The organism is Nocardioides sp. Z22_16 (assembly GCF_058134365.1).
The window spans coordinates 72,918-87,463 of record NZ_JBYTTI010000001.1 but is presented as its reverse complement, the minus strand read 5'-3'; the positions used below and the strand labels follow the sequence as shown (position 1 = coordinate 87,463).

Below are 14,546 nucleotides of genomic sequence, written 5' to 3'. Positions count from 1 at the left end.
GGGCGGGGCGGCTACTGCCCCTTGCGCCCGTCGATCGCCTCGCGGAGCAGGTCGGCGTGGCCCGCGTGGCGGGCGTACTCCTCGAGCAGGTGGACGACGACGTCGCGCACCTCGATCGGCGTGCCCTGCACCAGGACGTGGGAGTCCAGGTCGAGCTCGACGAAGATCTTGCGGGAGTGGGTGAGCTCGCGGAACCACAGCTCCCACGCCTCGATCACCAGGTCGTCGTCGGCCCGGGCGCCGTCGAAGTCGTTGTCGGGGACCGTGTCGGTGTCGAAGAGGCGGGGCAGCGCCCAGTCGCCCTCGAGGACCCGCCGGTTCCAGTGGTGCTCCACCTTCGCCAGGTGACGCACCAGCCCGAGCAGGGAGAGCGTCGACGGAGGGACGGAGCGGCGGGCGAGCTGCTCGGCGTCCAGGCCGTCGCACTTGAGGTCGAGGGTGGTCCGGTAGCGGTCCAGGTACTCCAGGAGGATCGCCTTCTCACCCACGGCGGGCACGTCGGCAACACGGGGGTCGTACTCAGGGTCGACCCACATGTCGGGTGCCTTGCGCTCGGTCATGGAGACATTCCACCAGATGCTCCGCCCGCACCCACGCAGAACCCGGGTGACGAGCGGCCGTGTCCCCCCGTAGAATCGCTCCAGGCGTTCGAGCCGTCATCAGCGGCGAGCCTTCCGGAAGAACAGGACTCCCACTCCGGGGAGCTCCCCACTAGAACCGGACGGGTGGGCCCGTCACAGCCCGCGAACGAAGCGGTCCCGGAGGTCCGGGGCAAGCGAGGTGGTACCGCGGCTCCCGCCGCCAGGTCGGCGGGGCGTCGTCCTCGCGGCAAGGAAGAGCAGCCGCGCACGACGATCGCAGGAGCAGCCCCGATGACCTATCCGAAGGTCTCCCACCTCACCACCACCGAGGCCGTCACCGGCGTCTCCCGGGTGCCGAGCAACCCGTCCTTCCCGGCGATCGAGGAGGCCGTGCTCGCACATTGGGCGGCTGACGACACCTTCCGCGCCAGCGTCGAGCAGCGCGACCCCGGGGCCGACGGCGCGAACGAGTTCGTCTTCTACGACGGGCCGCCCTTCGCCAACGGGCTCCCGCACTACGGCCACCTGCTCACCGGCTACGTCAAGGACATCGTGCCGCGCTACCAGACGATGCGCGGCAAGCACGTCGAGCGCCGCTTCGGCTGGGACACCCACGGGCTGCCCGCCGAGCTCGAGGCGATGCGCCAGCTCGGCCTGAAGACCACCGACGAGATCCACGAGATGGGCGTCGAGAAGTTCAACGACGCCGCCCGCGCCTCAGTGCTCCGCTACACCGACGAGTGGCGCGACTACGTCACCCGCCAGGCCCGCTGGGTCGACTTCGACCACGACTACAAGACGCTCAACCCCGACTACATGGAGTCGGTGATCTGGGCCTTCAAGCAGCTGCACGACAAGGGGCTGGTCTACGAGGGCTTCCGGGTGCTGCCCTACTGCTGGAACGACGAGACCCCGCTCTCCAACCACGAGCTGCGGATGGACGACGACGTCTACCAGAACCGGCAGGACCCCGCCGTCACCGTCGGCTACCGCCTCGAGCGTGACCCCGAGCTCCCGGCGGACGCCGAGGACCCGCTGGAGGGCGTGCTCGCCCTGGTCTGGACCACCACGCCGTGGACCCTGCCCTCCAACCTCGCGGTGATGGTGGGGGAGGAGATCGACTACGTCGTCGTGGAGGGGCCCGTCCCAGGGACCGACCGCACCGCCCGCTACCTGATCGCCGAGCCGCGGCTGGCCTCCTACCAGCGCGAGCTCTTCCCCGACGCCGACGAGCCGGTCGTCGTCGGCCGCTACCGCGGCGCCGACCTGGTCGGTCGCACCTACACCCCGCCGTTCTCCTACTACCTGGGCCACGAGAACGCCTTCCGCCTGGTCACCGCCGAGTTCGTCACCACCACCGACGGCACCGGGCTGGTGCACACCGCCGGCGCCTTCGGTGAGGACGACAAGGTCGTCACCGACCGCGAGGGGATCGAGGCGGTGATGCCGGTCGGCAAGGACGGTCGCTTCACCCACCCGGTCACCGACTACGCCGGGATCCAGGTCTTCGACGCCAACCTCCAGATCATCGACCACCTCAAGGCCGCCACCCGGGGCCAGGGCGAGTCCGGCTCGGTCACGCCGGGCACGGTGCTGCTGCGCCGCGAGTCCTACGACCACTCCTACCCCCACTGCTGGCGCTGCCGGGAGCCGCTGATCTACAAGGGCGTCTCCTCCTGGTTCGTCGAGGTGACGGCGTTCAAGGACCGGATGGTCGAGCTCAACCAGCAGATCCGCTGGGTGCCCGAGCACATCAAGGACGGCCAGTTCGGCAAGTGGCTGGAGAACGCCCGCGACTGGTCGATCACCCGCAACCGGTTCTGGGGCAGCCCCGTCCCGGTGTGGAAGAGCGACGACGAGGCCTACCCGCGGATCGACGTCTACGGCTCCTTCGAGGAGATCGAGCGCGACTTCGGCCGGCTGCCGCGCGGCGCGGACGGCGAGCCCAACCTGCACCGCCCCTACGTCGACGACCTGGTGCGGCCCAACCCGGACGACCCGCGCACCCCCGAGGAGGGGCAGTCGATGATGCGCCGGGTCACCGACGTGCTCGACGTGTGGTTCGACTCCGGCTCGATGTCGTTCGCCCAGAACCACTACCCGTTCGAGAACGCCGAGTGGTTCGACGGCACCGCGGAGAAGAAGGGCCACTTCCCCGGTGACTTCATCGTGGAGTACATCGGGCAGACCCGCGGCTGGTTCTACACGTTGCACGTGCTGGCGACGGCGATCTTCGACAAGCCCGCCTTCTCCTCCTGCATCAGCCACGGCATCGTGCTGGGCTCCGACGGCAACAAGATGAGCAAGTCGCTGCGCAACTACCCCGACGTGCGCGAGGTCTTCGACCGCGACGGGGCCGACGCGATGCGCTGGTTCCTGATGGCGAGCCCGATCCTGCGCGGCGGCAACCTGGTGGTCACCGAGCAGGGGATCCGCGACGGCGTCCGCCAGGTGATGATCCCGCTGTGGAACAGCTGGTACTTCTTCCAGCTCTACGCCAACGCCGCCCGCCCCGGTGGCTACGACGCCGCCTGGTCGACCGCCTCGACCGACCCGCTGGACCGCTACCTGCTGGCCAAGACCCGGCAGTTCGTGGCCGCGATGACCGAGCAGCTGGACGCCTACGCCATCGCGGACGCCTGCGAGACCACGCGCGGCTTCCTCGACGTGCTGACCAACTGGTACATCCGCCGTTCCCGCGAGCGCTTCTGGGCCGTGGGCGGCACGCTCGACGCCTCCGGGCAGGCCGCCTTCGACACCCTGCACACGGTGCTGGAGGTGCTCTGCCGGGTCACCGCCCCGCTGCTGCCGCTGACCACCGAGGAGGTCTGGCGCGGCCTGACCGGTGGCCGCTCGGTGCACCTGACCGACTGGCCCGACGTCGAGGAGCTGCCCGCCGACGACGCGCTGGTCGCGGCCATGGACACCGTCCGCGACGTCTGCTCGGCGGGCTCGGCCCTGCGCAAGGCCGCGGGCCTGCGCAACCGGCTGCCGCTGGCCGGCCTCACCGTGGTGGTGCCGGACGCCGAGGCGCTGGCCGGCTTCGAGTCGCTGGTCGCCGACGAGCTCAACCTCAAGTCGGTGCGACTGCTCGACGCGGGCGACCCGGAGGCGGCGTCCTACGGCGTGGAGCAGCGGCTGGCTGTCAACGCCCGCGCCGCGGGGCCGCGACTCGGCAAGGACGTGCAGGCCGCCATCAGGGGCGCCAAGTCCGGTGACTGGTCGGTGGCCGAGGACGGCACCGTGACCGCCGGCGGGCTGGCCCTGGTCGAGGGCGAGTACACCCTGGAGACGGTGGCGGCGTCGAACGACGGGACCAGCGCCACCGGGATGCTGCCGCGCGGCGGCTTCGTGGTCCTCGACACCCGGGTGACCCCCGAGCTGGAGGCGGAGGGGCTGGCCCGCGACCTGGTCCGGTCGGTCCAGCAGGCGCGGCGCGACGCCGGCCTGGAGGTCTCGGACCGGATCACGCTCACCGTCTCGGGGCCGCAGGCGGTGCTGGACGCCGCCCGGACGCACCAGGAGCTGCTCGCCGCCGAGACCCTCGCCGTCGACGTCCGCTACGGCGAGCCCGCCGAGGAGGTCGCGGTCGGGGTGACGGTCGCGGAGGCCTGAGCCGGCCCAGCCTCAGCCCAGGATGCCCTGCTGGTAGCCCGCGGCGACGGCCGCGGCGCGGTCGGTCACGCCGAGCTTCTCGTAGATCCGCACCAGGTGGGTCTTCACGGTGGCCTCGCTGACGAAGAGCTCCTCGGCGATCAGCCGGTTGGAGCGGCCGCGGGCGACCAGCACCAGGACCTCGCGCTCGCGCGTGGTCAGGGCGCCGGTGCGCGCCGGTGCCCGGACGTGCGAGGCCAGCCGCGCCATCACGGTGGGGGAGAGCACCGTCTCGCCGGCCGCCGTGGCGCGCACCCCGGCGACCAGGGTCTCGGTGGGGGAGTCCTTGAGCAGGTAGCCGCTGGCGCCGGCCTCGATCGCGGCCACCGTGTCGGAGTCGGTGTCGTAGGTGGTGAGCACCAGCACCGCGGCCCGCTGCCCGAGCCGCCGCAGCTCACGCACGGCCTCGACCCCGCCCCCGCCGGGCATCCGGAGGTCCATCACCACCACGTCGGGGTCCAGGGCGCTCGCCTGCCGGACCGCGGCCGGTCCGCTGTCGGCGTCGCCGACCACCTCGAAGCCGTCGACGGCGGCCAGCAGGCTGCCGATGCCGTCGCGGACCACGGGGTGGTCGTCGACGACGAGGATGCGGATGGTCCCGTCCGTCACGGCGCACTCCGTTCGAGGGCGGGCAGCCGGACCGAGACCGCCGTGCCCCGGCCCGGCGCGGACTCGACGTCGAGCACGCCGGCGAGCCGCTCGGCGCGCTGCCGCATGCCCCGCAGGCCGAACCCCGGGCCGGCGCCCGCCGCAGGGTCGAACCCGGCGCCGTCGTCGCGCACGTCCACGATCACGTCGTCGTCCAGGTAGCTCAGGGTGAGGGCGACGCGGTCGGCGCGGGCGTGCCGCGCGACGTTGGCGAGCGCCTCCTGGGTGATCCGCACCAGCGTCGCCTCCACCTCGGGGTGCAGGGGACGCGCCTCCCCGGTCACGTGCAGGTCCGTCTTGGCGGGGTGCTCGCGGGACCAGCCGTCGAGCACGGCGGCCAGGGCCTGGGGCAGCGTCGCCCGGTCGAGGGGAAGGGGGTCGAGGGCGTGCACCGAGCGGCGGGCCTCCGCGAGGGCCGAGCGCGCGAGCGCGGTGGCCCGCTCCACCCGGTCGCGACGACGCCTGAGGTCGACCTCCTCGTGGCTCGCCTGCAGCTGGGCGACGACCCCCGCGAGGCCCTGGGCGATGGTGTCGTGGATCTCCTGGGCCAGCCGCTGCCGCTCCTCGCGGACCCCGGCCTCCCGCGCCTGTGCGACCACCCGCTCGTGCAGGGCCGCGTTCTCGGCGGCGGCCCGCTCGAGCTCGGCGTTGAGCCTGGCCAGCTCCTCGATCGTCACGCCCCGCGCGACGTTCTCCTCCTCCATCCTGAGGGTGAGCAGGCTGAAGAAGGTCGCCATCCCGAAGTTGAGCACCAGCAGCGCGAGGAAGACGACCCAGTGCACCCCGCCGTCCGGGGGCAGTCCGCCGGACTGGGAGCCCGCCTGGGTGACCGCGACCACCAGGGCGCCGGGGTAGGCCCAGCGGCCCTCGAAGATGTCGAAGACGTCGAGGAAGCCGACGAAGGCGAAGATCCCGAAGAAGGGGTTGAGCCAGGTGAGCGCGAAGGCGCACGCCGTCCGGCCGACGTACATCACCTGGCGGCGACGCCGGGTCGAGGGCAGGACGAAGGTCCACAGCGCCATCCAGGCCGCCGTGAGCACGGCCAGCGCCAGGATCACGCGCAGGTCCTTCGCCTCGTCCTCGAAGAGGGGGTTGGAGACGACCGCCGCGAGGGTGGCCAGGGCCAGCAGGCCGAACGGCAGCAGCCGTGCCCAGCGCGCGTTCTCGAGGTCGACGGTGATTCCCGGACGGGAGGCGGTCGACTGGCTGCTCACGGGGCACAGCCTGTCATCGCGTCACTCCCACCGGAACGCACGCACCGCGAGCAGGGCGAGGAGGACGGACCAGCCCCCGACCACCGCCAGGTCGGCCGGGTCCGGGAACCCGCCCTGCGTCGCGTCGTGCAGCGCCTCCGCGGCCGCCCCCATCGGGGTCAGCACGACGACGTCGCGGAGGACCCCGCCCATCGCCTGCACCGGGTAGTACACCCCGGCGGTGAACATCGAGGGGAAGAAGGCCGCCATCCCGATCGCGGTGCCGGTCCGGACGTCGGGGCCGACGGCGACGACCGCCGCGCCCAGGGCGAACGAGGCCGTGACCGCCAGGGTCAGCGCGACGACGTAGCCGGCGGCCGACCCGGGAAGGGTGACGTCGAAGAGCAGCCGACCCACGGCCAGGACGAGCACCACCGACACGAGGACGGCCGCCGCGTGCAGCGCCGCCTGGGCGAGGAGCACGGAGCCGGGGCGCACCGGGGTGGTGCCCAGCCGGCGCAGGATCCCGCGCTCCCGGTAGCCCAGCAGCACCGGGGGCATCGAGATCAGCGCCGCCGCCACCAGCGACAGCAGCACCGCGACCGGGACGTAGACGTCGATGCCGCGCAGCCCGCCGAGGCCGGGGTCGGGGTCGCGGAGGGCCGGCACCGCTCCCAGGATGCAGAGCAGGAGCGCGGGGAAGAGCACGATCCAGAAGAGGGAGCCGGGCTCCCGGGCGAAGAGCCGGGCCTCGGTGCGCAGCACGGCGCCGGTGGGGGTGCTCATGCCATCTCCTGGGGTGCGTCGGTCAGGTCGAGGTAGGCGGTGTCGAGGGTGCCGTCGACCACCCGTAGGCGGTGCGGGACGACGCCCTGGTCGGCGAGCCACGCCAGGACGGCGACCGCCGCGCCCTCGGTGCCCTCGACGACGACCCGGCCGGCCTCGGCGCGGGCGGTCGAGACGCCGTCCAGCCCGGTCAGGGTGGTCAGGTCGAGCGCTGCGCCGGGCGCGAAGGAGGTCACCGTGGCGCGGGCCGCCCCCTGGATCAGCCCGTCGGGGGTGTCCAGGGCACGGATCCGGCCGTCGGCGATGATCGCGACCCGGTCGCAGAGCGCCTGTGCCTCCTCCATCAGGTGGGTCACCAGCAGCACGGTCACCCCGGTGTCGCGCAGCTCGCGCACCAGCTGCCACACGTCCTGGCGGGCCCGCGGGTCCAGGCCGGTGGTCAGCTCGTCGAGGATCGCCACCCGGGGCCGGCCGACCAGCGCCAGGGCCAGGGAGAGCCGCTGCTGCTGGCCACCGCTGAGCGTGGCGAAGCGGACGTCGACGTGGTCGGCGAGCCCCAGCCGCTCGACCAGCTCCGGCCAGGGCACCGGGTCGTCGTGGAACGCCGACCAGAGCTCCAGCGCCTCGCGGACCGTGATCTTGTCCTGGAGCCGGCTCTCCTGGAGCTGGACGCCGACCAGCCGGGTCACCGCCTCGCGGTCGGTCCAGGGGTCGAGCCCCAGCACCCGGACGCTGCCCGCGTCGCCGGTGCGCAGCCCCGCGACACACTCCACCGTGGTGGTCTTGCCCGCCCCGTTGGGGCCGAGGATGCCGAGGACCTCCCCGCGCGCGACCTCGAGGCTGATGCCGTCCACCGCGATCCTGTCGCCGTAGGCCTTGCGCAGGTCGGTGACCCGCACTGCCACGTTCTCGTCCTGGTCCATGCCCCCAGCGTGGTGTCCCGGAGCGCCGGCGCGGATCGCCCGACGGGCTGGACCTCGGGTCAACCGATCGGATGACGCTGCTCAGCTGACGCTGCTCAGATGACCTGGGGGAGGACCGGGTCGCCGCCGTCACGCGGACGACCGACTGCGGACGGCTCCGGGCGTCACCCCCGCCCGGATGGTTGGATGAGCGTCATGCCCGAGCCCACCGCAGCCCCCGCCCTCGACCTGAGCCTCGACGCCGTCGCGCTGACGGAACAGCTGGTCGACATCGAGTCGGTGAGCCACCACGAGGCCGAGATCGCGGACGCCGTCGAGCAGGCGCTGCTGGCCCTGCCCCACCTGGAGGTGGTCCGCCGGGGTCACACGGTGGTCGCGCGCACCCACCTGGGGCGGTCCGAGCGGGTGGTCATCGCCGGCCACCTCGACACCGTCCCGGTCAACGACAACCTGCCGGCCCGCCGCGAGGGCGGCGTGCTGCACGGCCTGGGCACCTGCGACATGAAGGGCGGGGACGCCGTCATCCTGCGGATCGCCGCGACCGTCCCCGAGCCCAACCGCGACCTGACCCTGGTGCTCTACGAGGCCGAGGAGGTCGAGGCGGTCCACAACGGGCTGCGCAAGCTCTCCGAGAGCGACCCCGACCTGCTGGCCGCCGACTTCGCCATCCTGATGGAGCCGTCGAACGCCGCCGTCGAGGCGGGCTGCCAAGGCACGTTGCGCGTCGAGGTCCGCACCAGCGGGGCGCGGGCGCACTCCGCCCGCAGCTGGCGGGGCGTCAACGCGATCCACGCGGCCGGCGAGGTGCTGGACCGGCTGCGGCACTACGAGGCGCGGACCCCCGAGATCGACGGGCTGACGTATCACGAGGGGCTCAACGCCGTGCGCATCCGGGGCGGCGTCGCCGGCAACGTCGTCCCCGACGAGTGCGTCGTCGAGGTCAACTTCCGCTTCGCCCCCGACCGCAGCGAGGCCGAGGCGCTCGCCTTCGTCACCGACTTCTTCGACGGCTTCGAGCTCACCCTCACCGACTCCGCCCCCGGCGCGCTCCCCGGGCTCAGCAGGCCCGCGGCCCGGGCCTTCGTGGAGGCGGTGGGGGGTGAGGTGGCCCCCAAGTTCGGCTGGACCGACGTGGCGCTCTTCTCCCGTCTCGGCGTGCCCGCGGTCAACTACGGCCCGGGCGACCCGCTCTTCGCGCACCGGCAGGACGAGCAGGTGCCGGTCGAGGACATCCTCACCTGTGAGCGCCGGCTCCGGGCATGGCTGGAGGGATGACGATGAAGGACCAGTTCAAGGGACCGGTGCGGATGCGCCGTCAGCAGGTCGAGACGGTCACCACCGACCAGCGGCTCCTGGACTCCCGGGGGCCCTCGGACTGGGTGCACACCGATCCGTGGCGGGTGCTGAAGATCCAGGCGGAGTTCGTCGAGGGGTTCAACGCGCTCGCCGAGCTGGGCCCGGCGATCGCGGTCTTCGGGTCCGCCCGGACCGCCCCCGACCACCGGTTCTACGGCCTCGCCGAGCAGGTGGGCCGCGCTCTGGTGGGGGAGGGCTTCTCGGTGATCACCGGCGGGGGACCCGGCGCGATGGAGGCGGCCAACAAGGGGGCCAGCGAGGCCGGCGGGGTGAGCGTCGGCCTGGGGATCGAGCTGCCCTTCGAGGCCGGTCTCAACCAGTGGGTCGACATGGGCATCAACTTCCGCTACTTCTTCGCCCGCAAGATGATGTTCGTGAAGTACTCCCAGGGCTTCGTGGTGCTGCCGGGGGGGCTCGGCACCTTCGACGAGCTCTTCGAGGCGCTCACCCTGGTGCAGACGCGCAAGGTGACCTCCTTCCCGGTGGTGCTGATGGGGGTCGACTACTGGTCGGGACTGCTCTCCTGGCTCCGCGAGACGGTCCTGGCGGAGGGCAAGATCTCGGCCGAGGACCTCGACATGCTGCGCGTCACCGACGACGTCGACGAGGCAGTCGCCCTGATGGTGGCCGCCCGGGAGGGCCGGTACCCCACGCCGGACCCGCACCGGGAGGAGTGAGGCAGGGCATGATCGGACCGGGTAGGGAGTCGACGTGACAGGCAGGAGCCGAAGATGATGTGGATGGTGACCATCCTGGCGGTGCTCGTGCTCGGCGGCGTCGCCGCCGTGGCGGCGGGGCGCTCCGGGACCTGGGAGGAGCCGGAACGGGACCGGGTCCGGGTGGTCCTCCCCGAGGGCCGCCTCGACGGCGAAGACCTGCGGCGGGTCCGGTTCCCGCTGGCGCTGCGGGGCTACCGGATGAGCGAGGTGGACGCGCTGCTCGACCGCCTCGCCGACCAGCTCACGGCCTCGGAGAGCGCTCCGTCGCCCTCCCACGACGACACCTCAGAGGGGCCCGCCGCACAGACCCCGGACAGCGCCAGGACCTGAATCGGGCGATTACGTGGCGGTGACCACATCTCTACGGCACACTTCCCTGCGTGGAGAGCAAAGAAATCATCGTCTGGGTCCTCACCGGCCTGAGCCTCGTGGTCCTCCTCCTCACCCGGGTCCGCCTGGGCAAGGACGAGAGCGAGGGGCCCATGAAGGTGAACAAGCCGGCCCTCAATGTGCACACGTTCGTGGGCCTGCCCGCGTTCATCCTCTGGGTCGCGTGGCTCGTCTCCTCGGACGACTCGTTCCTCGGTGGGGACCTCGCCGGGATCATCGCCCTCGCCCTCTACTGGGTGGCCACCCTGGCCGGGCTCGCCCTGCTGCTCCGGTGGCTGCCGTCCCGCGGTCGCCACGCGACCAACGTCGAGGAGGACACGTGGAGCGAAGGCCCCGGCCTCTCCGTGCTCGCCCACTTCGGGCTGCTGGTCGGCGTCTGCACGTTCACGTTCTTCTACCTCACGGCGGCGTAGCCGCGTCCGTCCTCGTGGCCGCCTGACGGTGGCCTTCGTGGTCGGGCTCGTCTCGCCCGGCCTCGCGCCCGGACCCGCAGCCGCCGGTCCGGGCGTCCGGCCGTCCCGTCACCGCCCGTGGAAGGTCGGCCGCTCCTTGGCCAGGAACGAGTCGACCGCGGCACCGTGGTCCTCGGTGCGCCCGGTGAGCGTCATCATCCGGGCCTCGAAGGCCAGCGAGTCGGCGAAGGAGTGCTCGGCCGCGTAGGCCACGGAGCGGCGGATCGCTCCCAGCGCCACCGTGGGACCCGCCGCCAGTCGGGCCGCCAGGTCGAGGGTGGTCGGCATCAGCTCCTCGGGCGCGACCACCCGCCCCGCCAGCCCCAGCCGGGCGGCCTCGTCCGCCGGGACGGTGGAGGGGAGATAGAGGAGCTCCAGGGCCTTCTCGCGGCCCAGCAGGCGCGGAAGCGTCCAGCTCGCCCCCGTGTCGCACGAGAGCGCGATCCCGGAGAAGGCGAAGTTGAAGCCGGCGGCGTCGGAGAGGATCCGCAGGTCGCAGGCGAGGGCCAGGGAGACCCCGGCGCCCGCGGCGACACCGTTGACCGCGCACAGCACCGGCTTGGGCATCGTCGCCAGGGCGGTGACGATGGGGTTGTAGTGCTCCTCCACGGTCCGGAAGAGGGACTCGCGGTCGTCGCTGCGCAGGAGGGCCACATGCTCCTTGAGGTCCTGGCCGACGCAGAAGGCGCGCCCGGTGCCGGTGAGCACCACCGCGCGGACCTCGGTGTCCTCGGCCACCGACCCGACGACCTCGCGCAGCCGCTCCTTGGTGGCCACGTCCAGGCTGTTCATCGCCTCGGGACGGTTGAGGGTGATGGTGGCGACCCCGTCGCGCACCTCCAGCAGCACGGGGGCACTCATGGCTGCCAGTCTGCCCCGGGGGCCAGGGCCCTGGCCACGAAGCGGTCCGCTGGCTCGCGGAGGCGCTCGGCCTCGGAGGAGAAGAAGGCCGCCGCGCGGTCCCCGGGCCAGTCCGCGGGGAGGAGCTCCGCAGGCAGTGCCGGGTCGGTGAAGAGGAACTTGCGCCACTCGTGGACGAGGTGGAAGCGCGCCGCGAACGCCCCCTCGTCGGGATCCTGGTGCTGGGCGAGGTGGCGGCGGACCGAGTCGGCCGCGTCGGCCAGCCAGGCGTCGTACGCCGCGGCCACCCCCGCCAGGTCCCAGCAGTCCAGAGGTGTCGAGGACGGCACGAAGGCCGTCGCCCGGATGAGGACGGCGGTCGCCTCACAGCGGTCGAGCACCTCCTGGAGCTCGTCGCGGGGGTAGGGACTGAGCCAGGTGTGCTGCCTGAGCTCGGCGTAGCCCAGGTAGACGAGCTCGCGCTGGAGGCGAGCGCGATGGGTGCGGGTGCCGGTGCAGGAGACGAGCACCAGCTGCCAGTCGCCGTCCCACGGACGCGGCTGACGGTGGTAGATGCGCTGCGCGGCGCTGGCCAGCCGGCGCACGGCCTGGTCGGTGGCGGCGTAGCCGCGCCCCTGCTCCAGGACCACCGGTTCGAGCCAGCCCTGGGCGACCATCCGGGAGATCGCGGTCCGCACCGCCGGCGCCGCCAGGCCAACCGGTCGCAGCAACCGGACCAGACCAGCGACCGTGGCCCGGTTGTCGCGAGCGGGGAGCAGGTCGCCGTAGACGTCGAAGAGGGCGGATCGAGCGTGCATCTCTGCAGTCTCGCAGGCACCGGATGCGATGTCTTGACGACCTGTGGTGCGGGTCACCGCCTGGATGGGGGATAATGGGAGGTCAAGGCATCCCTGCGGCCCCAAGCCGCGCGATCACAGGAAGCAGAGGTGCGCTCATGGCGGCCATGAAGCCGAGGACGGGCGACGGACCGCTGGAGGTCACCAAGGAGGGGCGCGGCATCGTGATGCGCGTGCCGCTCGAAGGTGGGGGCCGCCTCGTGGTGGAGCTCAACGCTGAGGAGGCCGGAGCCCTCGGTGACGCCCTCAAGGACGTCGTCGGCTGATCGTGGCCACTTCCGCAGTGCTGCCCATCCAGGTCTCGCCGCCTGCGTTCGCGCTCTCCGCGCACGCCCCCCACGAGATCGGGGGGGTCGAGTGCTGGGCGTTCCCCGTCCTGCCCGGCGACGAGGACGGGGTGGTCCAGCTGGGGCCGGGCGCCGAGGAGGCTGCCGAGGTCCTCGGCACCGACCTGCTCGACGTGCTCGACTCCGCGCGTGCCACCGGCCGTGTCGGAGAGGTGACGGTCGTGCCGGTCTCGCACGGCGAGGTGCGCCAGGTCCTGCTGGTCGGTGTCGGGCAGCAGTCGCCCACCGACTTCCGCCGCGCGGGGGCGACCCTGGCACGTGCGGTCAAGGACCGCGCCAGCGTCGCCACCACCCTCGCCGCGATCGCGCCCGGCGACGGGCTCGAGGCGGTGGTCGTCGGAGCCATGCTCGGCTCCTTCGGCTTCCACTGGCGCTCTGCAGGGCCCGCCGAGCAGCCGGTCCGCCAGTTCGTGCTCGCCGGCGTGCCCGAGGCTCACGCTCGTCGGGTCGAGCTCGACCGTGCCCTCGCGCTCGGTGGTGCCGGGTGGCGGGCCAGGACCCTGGCCACGGTGCCGTCCAACCTCAAGAACCCCGCCTGGCTCGCCGAGCAGGCGCGCGAGATCGCCGAGCCGGCCGGCCTCCAGGTCACGGTCTGGGACGAGGAGCGGCTCGCCGCCGAGGGCTTCGGCGGCATCCTGGCCGTCGGTGCCGCCTCGGACACCCCGCCGCGCATGATCCGGCTCGACTACCGGCCGGACGGCCTGCCGGCCGACGCGCCGCTCGTGGTGCTGGTCGGCAAGGGCATCACCTTCGACAGCGGCGGGCTCGACATCAAGCCCGCGCAGGGCATGTCGACCATGAAGCGCGACATGACCGGGGGCGCCGTGGTGCTGGCCACCATGGCCGCGCTCGCCGACATGGGCTGTCCGGTCCGGGTCACCGGCCTGGTCCCCGCCGCGGAGAACGCCATCAGCGGCCGGGCGATGCGCCCCGGCGACGTGATCGTCCACCATGGTGGGCGCACCTCGGAGGTCAACAACACCGACGCCGAGGGGCGCCTGGTGCTCGCCGACGCGATGGCCTACGCGGTCTCGGAGCTGAAGCCCGACGTACTGGTCGACGTCGCCACCCTGACCGGGGCGATGAAGGTCGCGCTCGGCCAGCAGACCGGTGGCTTCTTCGCCAACCACGAGGCTCTGGCGACCGCGATCGCCGCCGCCGGCGAGAGCTCGGGGGAGCGGGTGTGGCGGATGCCCCTGGTCGTCGACTACGAGGAGAAGCTGGCCTCCAAGATCGCCGACGCCGACAACGCCGCCGGGGGTGCCGGCGCCATCACGGCGGCGCTCTTCCTCCAGCACTTCGCCGGCGACGTGCCCTGGGCACACCTGGACATCGCCTCGGTCGGGGACGCTCCCGAGGAGCGCTACGAGTGGACGACCGGGCCGAGCGGCTTCGGCGCCCGTCTGCTGCTGACCTGGCTGGGCGGGGAAGACCCGCTGGCGGGCCTCCGGTGAGGGGGCTCACCGTCCGGTGGTCCCTGGCCGGTGCGGCGGAGGGGGTCGAGGAGGAGCTGGCTCGCTATGTCTCCGAGACCTCGCACGCCCGCTTCACCGGGATGGCGGGCCTGAGGTTCAAGACCTGGCGCATGCGACCGGGCGAGTGGTTCGAGGGCTGCTACGTCTTCGCCGACGACGCCACCCGGGCCGAGTTCGAGGAGGCCTTCCGGCGTGGGGCCGCGGAGTCGCCCGGCTCGCAGATCGTCGGGGCGGCGCCGGTGCTGGTCGAGCCCTGCGAGATCGTCGCGGTGGCCGAGGGCTGGGAGGGCTTCGAGTCCACCCCTCGATGAGGAGGTCGGCCGGG

The 14,546-nt window shown here is 72.8% G+C and carries 15 protein-coding genes; 8 read left to right on the top strand and 7 right to left on the bottom strand.

The genetic code is table 11. The features are described from left to right. Nucleotides 1–11: 11 nt before the first annotated feature. Entirely contained in the window at nucleotides 12–560 is a 549-nt protein-coding gene (locus AC3X7R_RS00405; RefSeq protein ID WP_489963562.1) for a DinB family protein, read from the bottom strand. Nucleotides 561–872: 312 nt separating this feature from the next. Between AC3X7R_RS00405 and ileS the strand changes: the two genes are divergently transcribed. After that, complete coding sequence (gene ileS, locus AC3X7R_RS00400; protein WP_489963561.1) at nucleotides 873–4,196, top strand: isoleucine--tRNA ligase; 3,324 nt, start codon at nucleotides 873–875, stop codon at nucleotides 4,194–4,196. Nucleotides 4,197–4,208: 12 nt separating this feature from the next. Here the strand turns inward: ileS and AC3X7R_RS00395 are convergent, their stop codons facing one another. The 4 genes from AC3X7R_RS00395 to AC3X7R_RS00380 are packed head-to-tail and all read right to left on the bottom strand — an operon-like array spanning nucleotide 4,209 to nucleotide 7,785. Continuing rightward, the gene (locus tag AC3X7R_RS00395; RefSeq protein ID WP_489963560.1) at nucleotides 4,209–4,844 is read right to left on the bottom strand and encodes a response regulator; all 636 of its coding nucleotides are present in this window, start codon (nucleotides 4,842–4,844) and stop codon (nucleotides 4,209–4,211) included. Beyond that, the gene (locus AC3X7R_RS00390; RefSeq protein WP_489963559.1) at nucleotides 4,841–6,097 is read right to left on the bottom strand and encodes a sensor histidine kinase; all 1,257 of its coding nucleotides are present in this window, start codon (nucleotides 6,095–6,097) and stop codon (nucleotides 4,841–4,843) included. The genes AC3X7R_RS00395 and AC3X7R_RS00390 overlap by 4 nt, the downstream gene beginning before the upstream one ends. 21 nt (nucleotides 6,098–6,118) lie before the next feature. Further along, complete coding sequence (locus AC3X7R_RS00385; protein WP_489963558.1) at nucleotides 6,119–6,862, bottom strand: ABC transporter permease; 744 nt, start codon at nucleotides 6,860–6,862, stop codon at nucleotides 6,119–6,121. Next, the gene (locus tag AC3X7R_RS00380) at nucleotides 6,859–7,785 is read right to left on the bottom strand and encodes an ABC transporter ATP-binding protein (protein ID WP_489963557.1); all 927 of its coding nucleotides are present in this window, start codon (nucleotides 7,783–7,785) and stop codon (nucleotides 6,859–6,861) included. The genes AC3X7R_RS00385 and AC3X7R_RS00380 overlap by 4 nt, the downstream gene beginning before the upstream one ends. A 195-nt stretch (nucleotides 7,786–7,980) precedes the next feature. Between AC3X7R_RS00380 and dapE the strand changes: the two genes are divergently transcribed. The 4 genes from dapE (at nucleotide 7,981) to AC3X7R_RS00360 (ending at nucleotide 10,663) form a co-directional block, all read left to right on the top strand. Continuing rightward, nucleotides 7,981–9,060 (top strand): succinyl-diaminopimelate desuccinylase, encoded by a 1,080-nt coding sequence (gene dapE, locus AC3X7R_RS00375; protein WP_489964298.1) that lies wholly within the window; start codon nucleotides 7,981–7,983, stop codon nucleotides 9,058–9,060. 2 nt (nucleotides 9,061–9,062) lie between these two features. Continuing rightward, nucleotides 9,063–9,818, top strand: a complete 756-nt coding sequence (locus AC3X7R_RS00370) for an LOG family protein (protein ID WP_489963556.1) — start codon at nucleotides 9,063–9,065, stop codon at nucleotides 9,816–9,818. 63 nt (nucleotides 9,819–9,881) lie between these two features. Beyond that, nucleotides 9,882–10,190: a DivIVA domain-containing protein gene (locus AC3X7R_RS00365; protein WP_489963555.1), complete on the top strand. Its 309-nt coding sequence runs from the start codon at nucleotides 9,882–9,884 to the stop codon at nucleotides 10,188–10,190. A 50-nt stretch (nucleotides 10,191–10,240) separates the two neighbouring features. Next, nucleotides 10,241–10,663: a hypothetical protein gene (locus AC3X7R_RS00360; protein ID WP_489963554.1), complete on the top strand. Its 423-nt coding sequence runs from the start codon at nucleotides 10,241–10,243 to the stop codon at nucleotides 10,661–10,663. Between the two features lie 108 nt (nucleotides 10,664–10,771). Here the strand turns inward: AC3X7R_RS00360 and AC3X7R_RS00355 are convergent, their stop codons facing one another. Both AC3X7R_RS00355 and AC3X7R_RS00350 read right to left on the bottom strand, forming a co-directional pair. Beyond that, complete coding sequence (locus tag AC3X7R_RS00355) at nucleotides 10,772–11,563, bottom strand: enoyl-CoA hydratase/isomerase family protein (RefSeq protein ID WP_489963553.1); 792 nt, start codon at nucleotides 11,561–11,563, stop codon at nucleotides 10,772–10,774. After that, nucleotides 11,560–12,360, bottom strand: a complete 801-nt coding sequence (locus tag AC3X7R_RS00350; RefSeq protein WP_489963552.1) for a PaaX family transcriptional regulator — start codon at nucleotides 12,358–12,360, stop codon at nucleotides 11,560–11,562. Before AC3X7R_RS00350 ends, AC3X7R_RS00355 begins: the two co-directional genes overlap by 4 nt. Nucleotides 12,361–12,497: 137 nt before the next feature. Here AC3X7R_RS00350 and AC3X7R_RS00345 point away from each other — a divergent pair, with 137 nt between their 5' ends. From AC3X7R_RS00345 to AC3X7R_RS00335, 3 genes are read left to right on the top strand one after another with little or no spacing between them, the layout of a single operon-like run. Further along, entirely contained in the window at nucleotides 12,498–12,665 is a 168-nt protein-coding gene (locus AC3X7R_RS00345; protein WP_082574674.1) for a DUF3117 domain-containing protein, read from the top strand. A gap of 2 nt (nucleotides 12,666–12,667) precedes the next feature. Then, on the top strand, nucleotides 12,668–14,200 hold the full coding sequence (locus tag AC3X7R_RS00340; protein ID WP_489963551.1) for a leucyl aminopeptidase family protein: 1,533 nt from the start codon (nucleotides 12,668–12,670) through the stop codon (nucleotides 14,198–14,200). Further along, entirely contained in the window at nucleotides 14,197–14,532 is a 336-nt protein-coding gene (locus AC3X7R_RS00335; RefSeq protein WP_489963550.1) for a hypothetical protein, read from the top strand. Before AC3X7R_RS00340 ends, AC3X7R_RS00335 begins: the two co-directional genes overlap by 4 nt. The last annotated feature ends 14 nt before the right edge of the window (nucleotides 14,533–14,546 follow it).

Bases quoted from the DNA above. Each gene is read 5' to 3' on its own strand.
- AC3X7R_RS00405 (WP_489963562.1), bottom strand. From the start codon at position 560: ATGACCGAGCGCAAGGCACCCGACATGTGGGTCGACCCTGAGTACGAC.
- ileS (WP_489963561.1), top strand. From the start codon at position 873: ATGACCTATCCGAAGGTCTCCCACCTCACCACCACCGAGGCCGTCACC.
- AC3X7R_RS00385 (WP_489963558.1), bottom strand. From the start codon at position 6,862: ATGAGCACCCCCACCGGCGCCGTGCTGCGCACCGAGGCCCGGCTCTTC.
- AC3X7R_RS00380 (WP_489963557.1), bottom strand. From the start codon at position 7,785: ATGGACCAGGACGAGAACGTGGCAGTGCGGGTCACCGACCTGCGCAAG.
- dapE (WP_489964298.1), top strand. From the start codon at position 7,981: ATGCCCGAGCCCACCGCAGCCCCCGCCCTCGACCTGAGCCTCGACGCC.
- AC3X7R_RS00370 (WP_489963556.1), top strand. From the start codon at position 9,063: ATGAAGGACCAGTTCAAGGGACCGGTGCGGATGCGCCGTCAGCAGGTC.
- AC3X7R_RS00365 (WP_489963555.1), top strand. From the start codon at position 9,882: ATGGTGACCATCCTGGCGGTGCTCGTGCTCGGCGGCGTCGCCGCCGTG.
- AC3X7R_RS00355 (WP_489963553.1), bottom strand. From the start codon at position 11,563: ATGAGTGCCCCCGTGCTGCTGGAGGTGCGCGACGGGGTCGCCACCATC.
- AC3X7R_RS00350 (WP_489963552.1), bottom strand. From the start codon at position 12,360: ATGCACGCTCGATCCGCCCTCTTCGACGTCTACGGCGACCTGCTCCCC.
- AC3X7R_RS00345 (WP_082574674.1), top strand. From the start codon at position 12,498: ATGGCGGCCATGAAGCCGAGGACGGGCGACGGACCGCTGGAGGTCACC.